Raw genomic sequence first — 15,922 nt, forward strand, 5'->3', positions numbered from 1 at the left:
CCGCTATTTTGCCGCCGACCGTCGCCGCCGCAAGCCGCCCCGGAAAATCATTCGTAGATTTCGGCGTCCGGATCGGTTGCTTCCATCTCATAGCTCGCCGCCACCATGGCCAGGCGGCCCACCACGCCATACATGTAGAAGCGGTTGGGCGCGCTCGCGCCCGGCTTGGCGCCGGGCTGCGGCAAGTGCGCACTCTCGGAAAATGCCAGCGGCACGAAGCTGGCGCCCGGAGACTTCAGGTTCTCGTCGGGGTTGCGCTCGGCATGCACGCGGTAGAAACCGCCCACCACGTAGCGGTCCATCATGTAGACCACCGGTTCGGCCACGCCGTTGTGCACCCGCTCGTTGGTCAGGACGCCTTCCTGCACGATCACCTCGCCGGGCTCGCGCTGCTCCCTGGCCGCGCCGCCCTTTGCCGAAGAGGCGCCGCGCGGCTTGCCCACCAGGGCTTCGACCTCCTTGGCGTCTCGGATCGTGATCACGCCCGGGCCTTCGGCGCCGGTATCGCCCTTGACGACCACGAAAGGCTTTTCGTTGATGCCGTATTCCTTGTACTTGCGGCGGACCTTGGTCAGCACCGCATCCACGTGGCTGGTCAGCACGTCGATGCCGCGGCCTTCGGCGAAATCGACGCTCTCGGCCCGCGCATAAATGGGGTTGATCAACCAGGGATCGATGCCCAGCAGCTTGCCGAAGCGCTTGGACAGCTCTTCGTAGCTGTGCAGGTGATTGCTCTTGCGCCGCACCGACCAGCCGGCATGCAGCGGCGGCAGCAGGTACTGCTCGTGAAGGTCTTCGAGAATGCCCGGCGTGCCGGCCGACAGCTCGTTGTTGAGCAGGATGGTGCAGGGGTCGAAATTCTTGAGCCCGAGGCGGCGCTTGCTGCGCACCACGGGCTCCAGGCACACCGTTTCGCCGTTGGGCAGCTCGATCTTCTTGGGCGACTTGATCGCCGGATCGATCGAGCCCACCCGCACGTTGAGTCCCGCCATGTGGAAGATGCGCACCAGCTGCGCGACATTGGCGAGATAGAAGGTGTTCTTCGAGTGGTTCTCCGGAATGACGAGCAGGTTGCGCGCTTCCGGACAGATTTTTTCGATGGCGGCCTGCGCGGCCTGCACCGCCAGCGGCAGCATCTCCTTGGTGAGATTGTTCCAGCCGCCGGGAAAGAGATTGGTGTCGACGGGCGCCAGCTTGAAGCCGGCGTTGCGGATGTCGACCGCGCTGTAGAACGGCGGCGTGTGCTCCATCCATTCGAGCCGAAACCAGCGCTCGATGGCAGGCGTCGAGTCGAGTACCCGCTGCTCCAGTTCGTTGATCGGGCCGGTCAGGGCGGTGACGAGATGCGGAACCATGCGGCGGCCTTGTTGGTTTTGTACTTGAAGGTAGAGCGGAATTGTAGGATTTGGGGGTGGCCGCCCCAATGACAAGACTACGTACTGCAGTCTTGGTTCAATCCGCCCGCCTCCGGTGCATCAGCTGCGGACTTCGCCCTGCCCGAGCACCACGTACTTGAGCGAGGTCAGCCCTTCGATGCCGACCGGTCCGCGCGCGTGGAATTTGTCGGTGCTGATGCCGATCTCGGCCCCCAGGCCGAACTCGAAACCGTCCGCGAAGCGGGTGCTCGCATTGACCATGACGCTGGCCGAATCGACCTCGCGCAGGAAACGCTGCGCATGCACGTGGTCGCGCGTGACGATGGCGTCGGTGTGGTGGCTCGAGTAGCGGTTGATGTGCGCAATGGCCTCGTCGACCCCTTCGACCACCTTGACGCTGATCACGGCGGCAAGATATTCCTCGGACCAGTCGGACTCGACCGCATCGACGATTCTTGCGCCTGGACCGAAGGTGTCGTCCGCGCGCAGGATGCGGGCCGCGACCGGGTCGCAGCGCATCTCGACGCCCTTGGCCGCGAAGATGGCTGCGATGCGGGGCAGGAAATCTTCCGCCACCGCGGCCGACACCAGCAGGCCTTCGGCCGCATTGCAGGGGCTGTACTTCTGCGTCTTGGCGTTGTCGACGATGCGCAGCGCCATTTCGAACTCGGCCGTGTCGTCCACGTAGACATGGCAGTTGCCGTCGAGGTGCTTGATGACCGGCACCTTGGCATCGCGGCTGATGCGCTCGATCAGGCCCTTGCCGCCGCGCGGAATGATCACGTCCACGAACTCGGGCATGGCGATCAGCCGGCCCACGGCTTCGCGGTCGGTGGTCTGCACCAGCTGCACCGCATCGACCGGCAGGCCGGCTTCGGACAGCGCGCCGGACACCAGCAGCGCCAGCGCCTTGTTCGACTCGATGGCTTCGGAGCCGCCGCGCAGGATGGCCGCGTTGCCGCTCTTGATGGCGAGGCTCGCGGCCTCGATGGTCACGTTGGGGCGGCTCTCGTAGATCATGCCGAAGACGCCGATCGGCACGCGCATCTGGCCCACGCGGATGCCGCTGGGCTGCTGCTTCATGCCGATGATCTCGCCGATCACGTCGGCCATGCCGGCGAGCTGCTCGCAGCCCAGGGCCACGGTCTCGATGACCTTGGGCGTGAGCTTGAGGCGATCGACCATCGGCGCCGAAAGGCCGGCGGCGGTGGCGCGCGCCAGGTCCTTCTCGTTGGCCTCGGCCAAGGCCGGGCCGGCTTCGCGCAGGCGCCGGGCCAACGCCTTCAATGCTCTGTTTTTGGTAGCTGCATCCGCACGGGCCATGAGGAATGCAGCGGCTTTTGCCTGCAGGCCGAGGGCTTGCATGTGCTCGCTGACGTTGAACGCGTTCATGCCGGCATTTTCCTGCATTTGGATCAACCCCAGGCTTTGGACCCTTGCCGTGTTGCCCCCCCTGCGGGAGAGGGAGCTGCAGCCGCACTGCTGCAGGCACGGCACAGCATCAGTGCCAGGCGCTGCAGCGCCTGCCAGCCGCTGGCGGGCCAGTCGGGCTGCTTCAGTCCCTTGCAGATGCCGTCCACCACATGGGCGGCGCGCAGCAGCCGCGCCAGCATGCGGTCGTCGAGCCGGGGCAGCACGCGCTCGAAGGCGCGCTCGCGCGGACCCCAGATGCGGTTTTCGCGCAGCGCCATGGGCAGCGGCCGGCCCGAGGCCATGGCATCTTTCACGCGCTTGAGCGCGCGGATGTCCTCGGCCAGCGTGTAGTGCACCAGCACCTCGGCCTCGCCCTCGGCCTGCAGGCCATCGAGCATGCGCGCCACGCGCTGCGGGTTGCCGGCCAGGACGGCTTCCGAGAGCTTGAACACGTCGTAGCGGGCCACGTTGTTGACCGCAGCTTCGACCTGCTCCCAGCTCAGCTCGCCCGCGGGGTGCAGCAAGGCGAGCTTCTGGATTTCCTGGTGCGCGGCCAGCAGGTTGCCCTCGACGCGGTCGGCAAAGAACTGCAGCGTGCGCTGCCCTTCGTCGCCCGGCATGACGCGCTGGCCCTGGAGGCCCAGGCGCTGTGCGATCCATTGCGGCAGCGCGGCGCGTTCGATCGGGTCGACCTGCAGCGTCACACCGTTGTTCTCGAGCGCCGAAAACCAGGCGCCGGTGCGCGTAGCCTTGTCCAGCCGCGGCAGCATCACGAGCGTGAGCGTGCTGTCGTTGCCCTGTGCCGCCTCGGCCAGCTGCTGCAGCGCCGTGCTGCCGTCCTTGCCGGGCTTGCCCGAAGGAATGCGGATCTCGACGATCTGCCTGTCGGCAAAGAGCGAAAGCGAGCCGCCGGCCGCGAGCACCGCGCTCCAGTCGAAGTGCGCGCCGGCCACGGTGTACGAACTGCGCTCCGTGTAGCCCTGCACGCGCGCCGCAGTTCGAATGGCGTCCGCCGCCTCTTGCGCGAGCAGCGGCTCGTCGCCGTGGATCGTGTAGAGGGACTTCAGCCCCTTCTGCAGATGGGGGCCCAATTGGGCGCTGGCAAGTTGCATGGCGTGCGGCGGGGGCGCGGCCTAGAGTTCCTTGACGGCCGCGAGGCGGCGCATCAGCTGCTGCGCGATGTCGGCCTGCATGTCGCGGTACAGCAGCTCGGCCTCGCCTTCCTTGGCCAGCGCATTGGTTTCGTTGAAGCTCAGGTCGCGCGTCTGCGAAACTTCGGTGGGGGGCAGCAGCACCTTGCCACCCGGCGTGCGCAGGCTGAAGCGAACGCGCAGCTGCAGCTGCAGCTCGCGCAGCAGGCCCGCCGAATTGGTCGAGATCACGATGCGGTCGCGGTTCTCGCCCAGGATCTCGAGGATCGCGTCGGCGGTTTGCGCCTCGGTGGGCGGCACCAGCGTCACGGTGCCCGCGCCCCGCATTTCGCGCCGCAGCCGGTTGATCAGCTCCGAATTGCCCGACACCGACAGCGTCTTGAACGCAAACACCGGCGCCTTGCGCAGTTCGAACCCGCAGCCGGCCAGGCCCAGGCTGGCACCCACCGCGGCGAGACCCAGGAAAAAGCCGCGGCGCGGCAGCGAGGCGTTGCGATTGTTCATGCTTCTATCGTTCAAATGACCACGTTGACCAGGCGTCCGGGAACCACGATGACGCGCTTGGGCGACGCACCTTCGGCGAACTTGACGAAGTCGTCGCACGAAAGCGCGAGTTCTTCGATCTCGGCCTTGGAGGCGCCGGCGGGCACGCGCAGCGCGCCGCGCAGCTTGCCGTTGACCTGGAGCATGAGTTCGATCTCGTCCTGCTCGAGCGCGCCGACGTCCACCACCGGCCAGGGTGCATCGAGCAGATCGCCCATTTCCTTGTCGTAGCCGAGCTGCTGCCAGAGCTGGTGCGCGATGTGCGGCGTGGCGGGGTACAGGCAGCGCAGCAGGATGCCGAAGCCCTCGCGCAGCGCAGCCGCGTCGGCCGCGCTGCCGTCGGGCTTGAAGCCCTCGAGCGCGTTGAGCAGCTTCATCGCGCCCGACACCACGGTGTTGTATTGCATGCGCTGGTAGTCGTAGTCGACCTGGCGCAGCACGGCGTGCACTTCGCGGCGCAGTGCCTGGGCGGCCTTGCCGAAGGACTGGCCGCCGATCGACGCGGGCTGCACGTCGGCCTGCGCCACGCCGAAGTTCCAGACCCGGCGCAGGAAGCGGTAGCTGCCTTCGACGGCCGCGTCGTTCCACTCGAGCGTGGCTTCGGGCGGCGCGGTGAACATGGTGTACAGGCGCGCGGTGTCGGCGCCGTATTTTTCGATCAGGTCCTGCGGGTCGACGCCGTTGCGCTCGCTCTTGCCCATCTTGCCGACACCGCCGTAGTCGACCTGGGTGCCGTCGGCGGTGGTGCCGCCGGCGATACGGCCCTGCGCGTCGAGCACCGGGGTCACTTCCGAAGGCGGGAAGTAGTCCTTGCCGCCCTTCGCGTTGCGCTTGTAGAAGATGTGGTTGAGCACCATCCCCTGCGTGAGCAGCTTGCTGAAGGGCTCGTCGGCTTTCACGAGGCCGAGGTCGCGCATCACCTTGGTCCAGAAGCGCGCATACAGCAGGTGAAGAATCGCGTGCTCGATGCCGCCGATGTACTGGTCCATCGGCATCCAGTAGTCGGCACCCTCCGCGACCATGGCCTGGTCGTTCTTCGGGTCGCAGTAGCGCATGAAGTACCACGACGAATCGACAAAGGTGTCCATCGTGTCGGTCTCGCGCCGCGCGGGCTTGCCGCACACGGGGCAGACCACGCCGGCATGGAAGCCTTCGTGCTTGGCCAGCGGATTGCCCGAGCCGTCGGGCACGCAGTCGGTCGGCAGCACCACGGGCAGGTCCTTCTCGGGGACCGGCACGGCGCCATGCTCGTCGCAATGGATGATCGGGATCGGCGTGCCCCAGTAGCGCTGTCGGCTCACGCCCCAGTCGCGCAGGCGCCAGGTGGTCTGCATTTCCCCCAGGCCCCTCTGGCTCAGTGCATGCGCCACGGCGGCCACGGCCTCCCTGTAGGTCATGCCGCTGAAGTTGTCGGAGTTGATGGTCACGCCGCGCTGCTTGTCGGCGTACCAGTCCTGCCACTTGTGATAGTCGAAGTGCGGCTCGTCGTCGACCAGCACCACCTGGATGATCTCGATGCGGTACTTGTTGGCAAAGGCGAAGTCGCGCTCGTCGTGCGCGGGCACGCCCATCACGGCGCCGTCGCCGTAGTTGATGAGCACGTAGTTGCCGACCCACACCGGCACCTGCTCGTCGGTGATCGGGTGCGTCACGGTCAGGCCCGTGGGCACGCCCTTCTTCTCCTGCGTGGCGAGTTCGGCCTCGGTGGTGCCGCCGGCCTTGCACTCCTCGATGAAGGCCGCGACCTTCGGATCGAGCGTGGCGGCGTGCATGGCCAGCGGATGCTCGGGCGCCACGGCGCAGAAGGTGACCCCCATGATGGTGTCGGCCCGCGTGGTGAAGACGTACATGCGGCCGTCCTGGATCAGCTTGCCGCTCGCGTCCTTGATGTCATGCGTGAAGGCGAAGCGCACGCCCTCGCTCTTGCCGATCCAGTTTTCCTGCATCAGCTTGACGCGCTCGGGCCAGCCCGGCAGCTTGTGCTGGGTGTGCTCGAGCAGTTCCTCGGCGTAGTCGCTGATCTTCAGGTAGTAGCCCGGGATCTCGCGGCGCTCGACCGTGGCGCCGGTGCGCCAGCCCTTGCCGTCGATGACCTGCTCGTTGGCCAGCACGGTCTGGTCGACCGGGTCCCAGTTGACGACCTGGGTCTTGCGGTAGGCAATGCCCTTTTCGAGCATCTTCAGGAACAGCCACTGGTTCCACTTGTAGTAGCTCGGGTCGCAGGTGGCGATCTCGCGGCTCCAGTCGATGGCCAGGCCCATGGCCTGGAGCTGGCCGCGCATGTAGTCGATGTTCTCGTAGGTCCACTTGGCAGGAGGAACGCCGTTCTTCAGCGCCGCGTTCTCGGCCGGAAGGCCGAAGGCGTCCCAGCCCATGGGCATCAGCACGTTGTAACCGCTCATGCGCAGGTAGCGCGTGAGCATGTCGTTGATGGTGTAGTTGCGCACGTGGCCCATGTGCAGCTTGCCGCTGGGGTACGGCAGCATCGAGCAGGCGTAGTACTTCTTGCGGCTCGCGTCCTCGGTGACGCGGTAGGCATCGGCGGCGCTCCATTGCGCCTGGGCAGCGGACTCGACGTCGCTGGGTTTGTAGCTGGGGTTCATGACGGTTCGGCAGGAGCCCGGCTCGGAGCGAGCCGGGGAAGGCGGATTATCGCGCCCGGGCGGCCTCCCGGGCCGGCAGACTCTAGACTTGAGGCACGTAACCTGCGTGTTGCGCGGGTAACGCCTGCCCTCTGGCAGGTTTTTCGCACCGTCTGGAATGCCATGAAACTGCTCCTGAAATACCTGACACTGGGCCTCGCGGCCGCCGCCAGCCTGGCCGTGATGCCGCTCCACGCGCAGCAGAACAACGACAAGCCGCTGCGCATCGTGGTGCCCTTCGCGGCCGGCGGGGCGCAGGACGTGATCGCCCGCTACCTGGGTGCCAAGCTCGGCGACAAGCTGGGCGCAACCGTCATCGTGGACAACAAGGCGGGTGCGGGCGGCATCGTGGCGGCCGACGCGGTGGCCAAGGCGACCGACGGTGCCACCGTGCTGCTGGCCACCGGCGGTGCCATCACCATCGCGCCCCATCTGCAGGCCAAGCTGCCCTACGACCCCGTGCACGACCTCGCGCCCGTGGCCCTGGTCGGCGACACGCCGATGACCCTGGCCGTTCGCGCCGAAAGCCCCTACAAGACCCTGGCCGACGTGCTGCGCGACGCCAAGGCCAAGCCGGGGCAGGTGACCTATGCCTCCACGGGCAACGGCACGGTGTCGCACCTCACGGGCGCGCTGCTGGCGCAGGCGAGCGGCGTGAACCTGCTGCATGTGCCCTACCGCGGTGCGGCACCGGCGCTGACCGACCTGCTGGGCGGCCAGGTGGCGCTGATCGTCACCAGCGCCGCCTCCATCGAGCCGATGGTTGCGAGCGGCAAGGCGCGGGTGCTCGGCACCTTCTCGCGCGCGGCCCTGCCCAGCCTCGGCACGCCGCCGACGGTCGCCGAGGCGGCGGGCCTCGCGGGCATGGACGTGCCGGTCTGGGTCGGCGTGATGGCGCCCGCACGCATGCCGGCGGCCAGCATCGAGAAGCTTTCCGCGGCGCTGGTCGAGGTGTGCAACCTGCCCGAAACCAAGCAGCGCTTCGCCCAGCTCGGCGCGGTGAACACCTGCGGCGGCGGCGCGGCACTGGGCAAGGTGATTGGAGAAGACAGCCAGCGCTGGGCAAAAGTAATCAAGCAGGGCGGGATCAAGGTTGATTGAGACGGCGGGCAAGCGGTACCGCGTCGGCATCGCGGGGACCGGAGCGATTGCGCTGGCCAGCGCGGCATGGCTGCGGCAGGCAGGCCACCACGTCATGCTCTGGTCGCCGGGCGGCCACGGCGCCGATGCCCTGCGCACGCAGCCGCTGGAAGCCATCGGCGCGCAGCCGTGCAGCGTCACGGTCGACGTCGCCGACGATGCGGCGCAGCTTTGCCATGCCTCGGACGTGCTGCTGCTCGCACTGCCGGTCAATGGCCACCGGCGCGTGATGGATGCACTGCTGCCCTTCCTGCGCGACGGCCAGGCGGCGATCGTCAGTTCGATGGCCTCGCTGTCGTCGCTCTACCTTTACGAAAGCGCCCTTCGCGCGGGCCGGCGGATCACCGTCGCGAGCTTTGGCACGACGGTGCTGACCGCGCGCCGGGAGTCGGGCACCGAAGTGCGGGTGATGACGCGGCGCCAGGCGGTCGGCGTGTCCGCCCTGCCGGGCGCCGACATCGCAGAGGTGCTCGAACTGTGCGCCGCGCTGTTCGGCGGCGGCTTCTTCGCGCAGGAAAACACGCTCGCCAGCGCCTTGGCCAACGTCAACCCGCAGTCCCACGGCCCGCTGGCCGTCTTCAACTGGACCCGCATCGAGCGCGCCGAAAACTGGCCGCAGTACCACTGCATGACGCCCGGCGTGGCGCGGGCGATCGAGGCGCTGGACCTGGAGCGGCGGGCCGTGGCCAAGGCCTTCGGCCTCGAGCTCGGGCCGATCGAGGACCACTTCGCGCGCTCCTTCGGCACCACGTCGACGCAGCTCGAAGACATCGCAGCCGAACTGCATGCGAAGCGCGGCGGCCCGCCTGGCCCGGTGCGCACCGACACCCGCTATGTGTCCGAGGACATGCCCTACGGCCTGGCTTTCGTGGAAGCACTGGGCAGCATTGCCGGTGTGCCGACACCGGCCACGCGCACCATCGTGGATGCCGCCGCGCTGGTCAACGGCATCGACTACCGGCAGCAGAACGACCTGCTGGAGCCGCTCGGCCTCGCCCGCGAAACCGTGGCCGGGCTGCTCGCCCGCCTATGACGCTGCTGCGGGAAAGACCGGCTCGCCCAGGTTGAGCATCAGGCGGTTGGCCCAGGCAAAAAGCGCCACCGAATGAATCAGGTCGAGGATCTCGAGCTCGGCCAGCCCCGCTTCCTTCAGCATGCGCACATCGTCGGCCGACACCTTGTCGGGCTCGGCGCCGAGCCGGATCGAAAACTCGACGATCGCCTTCTCGCGCGCCGTGGTGCCCGCGGAAGCCGGCTCCTCGAACACCTGCAAGATCACGTCGTTGCGCTTGGCAAGCTGCTCGAAGCGCTGCGCATGCACCGAGGCGCAGTACACGCAGCCATTGACGCGCGACTCCACCGTGGCACCCAGCTCGCGTTCGGCCCGCGGCATGCCGCCCGGCGCGAACATGATCGCGTTGAAGGCGATGGAGCGCTGCAGCAGCATCTCGGGCTGGTGCGCCAGCAACAAGAAATAGGGCGAGGTGCGCGCTTGCGGGCTCATCTCGTCGAGCGCGGCCAGCTGGGCCGGCGTGGCTGCGGCGACGTCGACGGGATCGAGCCAGGGCTTCCAGCTCAGCACCTCGTTGGTGAAGCCCTTGATGCGGATCGGCGCGGCGCTCATGCTTCAACCTCCGCGGCGGCCAGCGCCTGCAGGCCCGCGACCACGCGGATCTGGTAGGACAGAAAAGCGATCAGCTGGCCCAGCGCGACGATGGCGGGCGTCGACAGGCCTGCATCGGCCAGCGACTGGACCGAGGCCTTGTCGCCCTCGATGGGGCGTTCGATCAGACTCGCAGTGAATGCCAGCACTGTGCGCAGGCGCGCATCCGCCACCGGGGCGCCGCTTCCCACGGCCGCGATCAGTTCGCGGTCCGCGCCCTCGGCCAGCAGTTGCTCGCGGTAATGCGCGGCGAGTGTCGCGGCCTTCGAGACGCTGCAGGCGTGCAGCGCGACCAGCAGGCGCTCTGCCACCGAAAGGCCCTCGACGGTGGGCGAAAACATCGCGTCGTAGCTGCCCTGCGTGGCAGCCACGACCTTGTCGCGCTGCAGCCGCAGCATGCGGGTGGCGTGGCCGGGCGCCAGCGGGACCGTGGCGTCGATCACGTCGATCGAAGGAGATGCGTCGTAGGAAGTTGTCATGCGCTTCGAAAAAAGGAGGGTCTGTACTCAGGTCCGTTCGGCGGGCGGCGGTGCGGGCACCCATTCGTCGCCGAACAGTTCGGGTTCGCTGTAGGCCTCGAGGTTGGCGAAGTGGTGCTCGAAGTCTTCGCGGTAGAACAGGCTGGCCATGCCGCTCGCAAGCCGCCTGGCGCCTTCGCTGATCGCGGGAATGTCGCCCGACACCGTGCCGTGCGACAGGGCCGCGGGGTAGCAGAAGCAATGGATGCGGTCGAGCCCCGGGCATTCGCCCGCCGCGCGCGGCTGGAATTCGAATACCGGCCCGAGATCGGGCGAATCGGCCAGTTCCTGGTCTTCGTCGCCGGGCGCCGGTACGAAGCGGTCCTTCCACGTGCGCACGTGCGGGGCGATGGCGTCGAACTCGGGACGGCTGTTCCAGTCGACCTTGAAGCCGGTCGAGACAATGAGAAAGTCGAACACGAACTCGCCCTTGGGCGTGGCCACCTGCATCGACGTGCCCTCTGGCTCGATCGAGAGAACCGGGCAGCCGAAATTGAAGAACGCGTTCGCATGGCGCGAGACGCGCAGCGTGCTGCCGTGCGGCGGCGGCACGTTCGCCACGTTGATGTAGTGGCGGATGCGCCACTTGAGTTCATCGGGCAGGTCGTAGTGGCCCTGCGTCAGGCCCGGCACGCCGGCGCCCTTGCCCTTGTTGACGCATGGCAGGTCGGGTCGCCGGATCAGCAGCTCGACGCTGCGCGCGCCGGCCTCCAATGCAGTGCCCGCGCTGTCCATGGCCGAAGAGCCCGCGCCGATCACTCCCACGCGCAGCCCGGCCAGCCTGCCGTAGTCCATCTCGTCGGACGAGTGCGCCCATTGCGAGCGCGGCAGCGCGTTGACGAAAGCAGGAACGGCGGGGCCGCCAAGGCCATCGCGGCCGGTGGCCAGAACGACGCGGCGTGCCAGCACCCGCTGCGCTCCGGCGGGCGTGCGCAGCTCCAGCCGCACCAGCGCCGCATCGGGCAGCGGACGAATCCCGGTGACGGCGGTGTCGTTGCGCACGTCCACGTTCATCACGCGGCGGTACCAGGACAGGTAGTCCATCCACTGGAGACGCGGGATTTTGTCCATCGCCTCCCAGGCCTCGGCGCCGAACTGGGCCTCGAACCATGCACGGAAGGTCAGCGCGGGCAGGCCCAGCGCCGGACCGGTCAGCTCCTTGGGGGAACGCAGGGTTTCCATGCGCGCCGTGGTGGCCCACGGGCCTTCGTTGCCCGCCGGCGAGCGGTCGAATATCACGGCCCGGATGCCCTGCTGCGCCAGGGCCGCGGCAGCCGCCAGCCCCGCCTGCCCGCCGCCGATGATGGCCACGTCCAGCACCGGCTCGCCGGCGTGCTCGCGAACGGGCATCCAGGAGCGCGCGGGCCAGCCAAGGCACGCCAAGTCCTTGGCAAGCCGCTGCTCGAGCACGGCAAGGCCTTCTGGCGATGGAGAAAGTGCGGGGGAAACGGAGTCGGTTGTCATCTTGCGGAAACGGGACTGAAGCCAGGGTTCACATTTTGGAAAAACCCGTGCCCAGTGTAGAAAGCTTTTTGGGTGATGCCGGCCGAGCCTTGCATCGATCGGGCCCGGATCTCGCATGCCACAATGATTTTCAGACCACAGGGACAGCATGCGCAGCAATCACGGCAGCAACAGCGAATGGTGGCGCGGCGCGGTGATCTACCAGATCTACCCGCGCAGCTTCATGGACAGCAACGGCGATGGTATCGGCGACCTTCCCGGCATCACCTCACGGCTCGAGCACGTCGCGGGCCTGGGGGTCGATGCGATCTGGGTGTCGCCCTTCTTCCGCTCGCCGATGAAGGACTTCGGCTACGACGTGGCCGACTATCGCGACGTCGATCCGATCTTCGGCACCCTGGCCGATTTCGACGAAATGCTGGCGCGCGCCCATGCGCTGGACCTGAAGATCATCATCGACCAGGTGCTCTCGCACACCTCCGACCAGCACGCCTGGTTCGCCGAAAGCCGCTCGAGCCGCGACAACCCCAAGGCCGACTGGTACGTATGGGCCGACCCGCGGCCCGACGGCACGCCGCCCACCAACTGGCTCTCGGTGTTCGGCGGCTCGGCTTGGCAATGGGATTCGCGCCGCCGGCAGTACTACCTGCACAGCTTCCTCAAGGAACAGCCCGATCTCAACTTCCATTGCGCCGAGGTGCAGGAGGCGCTGTTGGACGAAGTGCGCTTCTGGTGCGAGCGCGGCGTGGACGGCTTCCGCTTCGATGCCTGCAACCACCAGTTCCACGACGCGCTCTTGCGCGACAACCCGCCGGCCAGCGCCGCTTCGGTCGATGAAGTCAGTACCGTGCGGGCCGACAACCCCTACGCGATGCAGCAGCACCTGTACGACAAGAGCCAGATGGAGAACCTGCTCTTTCTCGAAAGCCTGCGCCAGCTCCTCGATGGCTACGGCGCCGTCGCGCTCGGCGAGGTAGGCGACGAGAATGCGCCGCCCGTCATGGCGCAGTACACCGAACTGGGCAGGCGCCTGCACCTGGCCTACAGCTTCAGCCTGCTGACGGCCGAGCACAGTGCCAGCCATCTGCGCCACCAGGTCGAGACGCTCGACCATGCCCTCGCGCCCACGGGCGGCTGGGGCTGCTGGGCCGTGTCCAACCACGACGTGCCGCGCGTGGCCACGCGCTGGAGCGGCGGCGCGCCCGAAGACACCCGGCGCGACCGGCTCTGGCTCACGCTGCTGCTCACGCTGCGCGGCAGCGCCAGCATTTACCAGGGCGAGGAACTCGGCCTGCCCGAGGCCGAGGTGCCGTTCGAACTGCTGCAAGATCCGTACGGCCGCGCGTTCTGGCCCGAGTTCAAGGGCCGCGACGGCTGCCGCACGCCCATGCCCTGGAAGGCGGACGAGCTGCACGCCGGCTTTACCAGCGGCGGGCCATGGCTGCCGGTCCACGGCCGCCACCTGCCGCTGGCCGTCGATCGCCAGGCGAGCGACCCCGACTCGATGCTCGCATTCAGCCGTGCGCTGCTGCGCTGGCGCCGCACCCAGCCGCTGCTGCGCACGGGCAGCATCGCTTTCTTCGATGCGCCCGAGCCGGTGCTTTGGTTCGAGCGGCGCGACGGGAACCGGTCGCTGCAGGCGATCTTCAACCTTGGGGGCGAGTCCGTGTCCGTCGCGCTGCGCGAGCCGCTCGAGCCGCTGCTAGGCCATCCGCATCCGCCGTCGGCCGATGCGCGTGTGCAGGCCGATGGCGAAAAAAGGCGCATGCTGAGGCTCGCGCCCTATGGCGTCTTTTTCGGCCGACCCGCTGGCGAACAAGAACGGATTTGAAGGACATGCCCCCGATGCAACTGCCCGAACGCGAAGTCCACGCGCTGATGCGCGCCGAGCATGGCGATCCCTTCGCGGTGCTCGGTCCTCACGAGACGCGCGACGGGCTGGAGGTGCGCGCGCTCTTGCCCGGCGCGCAGAGCGTGGCCGTCATGCACACGCGCACGGGCTGGCCGCTGGCCATGCTGTCGCGGCAGGAAGGCTCCGATCTGTTCGCGGGCCTGGTGCCGGCGGCCGAGGCGCTCCTGGGCTATTCGTTTCAGGTCGACTGGGGCACGCACACCTCGCGGCTCGAAGACCCGTACCGCTTTCCGTTCGTGCTCGGCGAAACCGACGTGTGGCTGCTGGCGGAGGGCACGCACCTGCGGCCCTGGGAGCGGCTGGGCGCGCACCTGCGCGAGATCGACGGCGTGAAGGGCGTGGCCTTTGCAGTCTGGGCGCCCAATGCGCGGCGCGTATCGGTGGTCGGCGACTTCAACAACTGGGACGGCCGGCGCCACATGATGCGGCTGCGCCGTGAATGCGGCGTGTGGGAAATCTTTGCGCCGCAGGTGGCCACGGGCGACAGCTACGAGTTCGAGATTCTCTCGGCCCAGGGCGAAGTGCTGCGCAAGGCCGACCCCTTCGCCTTCTCCGCGCGCCTGCGGCCCGAGACCGCCTGCGTGGTGGCGCCGCTGCCCGCGCCGGTGGCCATGCCGCCCGAGCGCGCCGCCGCCAACGGCCGCCATGCGCCGATGAGCATCTACGAAGTGCACCTGGGCTCGTGGCGGCGCAAGAACGGCCATGAATGGCTGGACTACCGCGAGCTGGCCGACACGCTGGTGCCCTATGCGCGCGACATGGGCTTCACGCACATCGAGCTGCTGCCGGTGAGCGAACACCCGTTCGACGGCTCGTGGGGCTACCAGCCCATCGGCCTGTATGCCCCCACCTCGCGCTTCGGGACGCCCGGCGACTTTCGGCATTTCGTCGAAGCCGCGCATGCCGCGGGGCTGGGCGTGATTCTCGACTGGGTGCCCGCGCACTTTCCCACCGATGCGCACGGCCTCGGCCGGTTCGACGGCACGGCGCTCTACGAATACGCCGACCCGCGCGAAGGCTTCCACAACGACTGGAAGACGCTTATCTTCAACTACGGCCGCACGGAGGTGCGCAACTACCTGGTCGGCAATGCGCTGTACTGGCTCGAGCGCTATGGCGTGGATGGCCTGCGCGTCGATGCGGTGGCTTCCATGCTCTACCGCGACTACAGCCGCAAGCCCGGCGAATGGGTGCCCAACGCGTATGGCGGGCGCGAGAACCTCGAGGCCATCGACTTCCTGCGCCGCATGAACCGCGTGGTGGGCGTGGAGCGCCCGGGCGCCGTCACGCTGGCCGAGGAGTCGACGAGTTTCCCCGGCGTGACGCGGCCGCCCGAAGACGGCGGGCTGGGCTTTCACTACAAGTGGAACATGGGCTGGATGAACGACACGCTGGCCTATGCGGGCACCGATCCCGTCCATCGCAAGCACCATCACCAGCAGATCACCTTCGGGCTGATGTATGCGCACAGCGAGAACTTCGTGCTGCCGCTCTCGCACGACGAGGTGGTGCACGGCAAGGGCTCGATGTTCGGGCGCATGCCCGGCGACGAGTGGCAGAAGTTCGCGGGGCTGCGCAATCTCTACGGCTACCTCTGGGCCTACCCCGGCAAGAAGCTGCTGTTCATGGGCGGCGAGTTCGCCCAGGGCGCGGAATGGAACGCCGACCGCAGCCTCGACTGGCACCTGCTCGAGCACGCGTCGCACCAGGGGGTACGGCGGCTGGTGCGCGACCTGAACAACGTGTACCGGCACTTCCCCGCCCTGTACGAGCTGGACACCGAAAGAGCCGGCTTCGAGTGGATCGTGCACGACGACTGGGAGCAGTCGGTGTTCGCCTTCGTGCGAAAGGCCCGTGACGGCTCCTTCGTGGTGGCCGCGTGCAACTTCACGCCGCTGCCGCGGCATGGCTACCGGCTCGGGGTGCCTGCCGCGGGCGCGTACCGCGAAGCCATCAACACCGATGGCGCGGTGTACGGGGGCAGCGGCGTGGGCAATGGCGTGGTCCAGAGCTCGCCGGTTCCCTGGCACGGCAAGGACCATTCGATTTCCATCAGCGTGCCACCGCTGGCAACCGTGATGTGGGTGCTGGCCTGACACG

12 protein-coding genes are annotated in these 15,922 nt (G+C 67.9%); 4 read left to right on the plus strand and 8 right to left on the minus strand.

Annotation, left to right across the window (positions count from 1 at the left end; all coding sequences use genetic code 11):
- Positions 1 to 47 precede the first annotated feature (47 nt).
- The 5 genes from gshA to leuS form a co-directional block, all read right to left on the minus strand.
- Positions 48 to 1,355, minus strand: coding sequence for a glutamate--cysteine ligase (gene gshA / locus ACAM55_RS22370; RefSeq protein WP_369653624.1), 1,308 nt, complete (start codon positions 1,353 to 1,355; stop codon positions 48 to 50).
- 120 nt (positions 1,356 to 1,475) lie between these two features.
- Complete coding sequence (locus ACAM55_RS22375; RefSeq protein ID WP_369653625.1) at positions 1,476 to 2,768, minus strand: glutamate-5-semialdehyde dehydrogenase; 1,293 nt, start codon at positions 2,766 to 2,768, stop codon at positions 1,476 to 1,478.
- A gap of 23 nt (positions 2,769 to 2,791) precedes the next feature.
- Entirely contained in the window at positions 2,792 to 3,901 is a 1,110-nt protein-coding gene (holA, locus tag ACAM55_RS22380) for a DNA polymerase III subunit delta (RefSeq protein ID WP_369653626.1), read from the minus strand.
- A 21-nt stretch (positions 3,902 to 3,922) separates the two neighbouring features.
- Positions 3,923 to 4,444, minus strand: a complete 522-nt coding sequence (lptE, locus tag ACAM55_RS22385) for an LPS assembly lipoprotein LptE (protein ID WP_369653627.1) — start codon at positions 4,442 to 4,444, stop codon at positions 3,923 to 3,925.
- An 11-nt stretch (positions 4,445 to 4,455) separates the two neighbouring features.
- Positions 4,456 to 7,086 (minus strand): leucine--tRNA ligase, encoded by a 2,631-nt coding sequence (leuS, locus tag ACAM55_RS22390; protein ID WP_369653628.1) that lies wholly within the window; start codon positions 7,084 to 7,086, stop codon positions 4,456 to 4,458.
- Between the two features lie 162 nt (positions 7,087 to 7,248).
- Between leuS and ACAM55_RS22395 the strand changes: the two genes are divergently transcribed.
- Positions 7,249 to 8,226 carry a Bug family tripartite tricarboxylate transporter substrate binding protein gene (locus tag ACAM55_RS22395; protein WP_369653629.1) on the plus strand — a complete coding sequence of 326 codons (978 nt, stop codon included), beginning with the start codon at positions 7,249 to 7,251 and terminating at the stop codon, positions 8,224 to 8,226.
- Positions 8,219 to 9,298: an NAD/NADP octopine/nopaline dehydrogenase family protein gene (locus tag ACAM55_RS22400; protein ID WP_369653630.1), complete on the plus strand. Its 1,080-nt coding sequence runs from the start codon at positions 8,219 to 8,221 to the stop codon at positions 9,296 to 9,298. Before ACAM55_RS22395 ends, ACAM55_RS22400 begins: the two co-directional genes overlap by 8 nt.
- Here the strand turns inward: ACAM55_RS22400 and ACAM55_RS22405 are convergent.
- From ACAM55_RS22405 to ACAM55_RS22415, 3 genes are read right to left on the minus strand one after another with little or no spacing between them, the layout of a single operon-like run.
- Positions 9,293 to 9,889 carry a peroxidase-related enzyme gene (locus tag ACAM55_RS22405; RefSeq protein ID WP_369653631.1) on the minus strand — a complete coding sequence of 199 codons (597 nt, stop codon included), beginning with the start codon at positions 9,887 to 9,889 and terminating at the stop codon, positions 9,293 to 9,295. The genes ACAM55_RS22400 and ACAM55_RS22405 overlap by 6 nt on opposite strands.
- Positions 9,886 to 10,407, minus strand: a complete 522-nt coding sequence (locus ACAM55_RS22410) for a CMD domain-containing protein (RefSeq protein WP_369653632.1) — start codon at positions 10,405 to 10,407, stop codon at positions 9,886 to 9,888. The genes ACAM55_RS22405 and ACAM55_RS22410 overlap by 4 nt, the downstream gene beginning before the upstream one ends.
- A 27-nt stretch (positions 10,408 to 10,434) precedes the next feature.
- Positions 10,435 to 11,910 (minus strand): FAD-dependent oxidoreductase, encoded by a 1,476-nt coding sequence (locus ACAM55_RS22415; protein WP_369653633.1) that lies wholly within the window; start codon positions 11,908 to 11,910, stop codon positions 10,435 to 10,437.
- Positions 11,911 to 12,058: 148 nt separating this feature from the next.
- Here ACAM55_RS22415 and ACAM55_RS22420 point away from each other — a divergent pair, with 148 nt between their 5' ends.
- Together ACAM55_RS22420 and glgB are read left to right on the plus strand one after the other, a co-directional pair.
- Positions 12,059 to 13,741: an alpha-amylase family glycosyl hydrolase gene (locus tag ACAM55_RS22420; protein ID WP_369653634.1), complete on the plus strand. Its 1,683-nt coding sequence runs from the start codon at positions 12,059 to 12,061 to the stop codon at positions 13,739 to 13,741.
- Between the two features lie 5 nt (positions 13,742 to 13,746).
- Positions 13,747 to 15,918, plus strand: a complete 2,172-nt coding sequence (gene glgB / locus ACAM55_RS22425; protein WP_369653635.1) for a 1,4-alpha-glucan branching protein GlgB — start codon at positions 13,747 to 13,749, stop codon at positions 15,916 to 15,918.
- The last annotated feature ends 4 nt before the right edge of the window (positions 15,919 to 15,922 follow it).

It is taken from the genome of Variovorax sp. V213 (genome assembly GCF_041154455.1).
Classification (GTDB): Bacteria; Pseudomonadota; Gammaproteobacteria; order Burkholderiales; family Burkholderiaceae_C; genus Variovorax.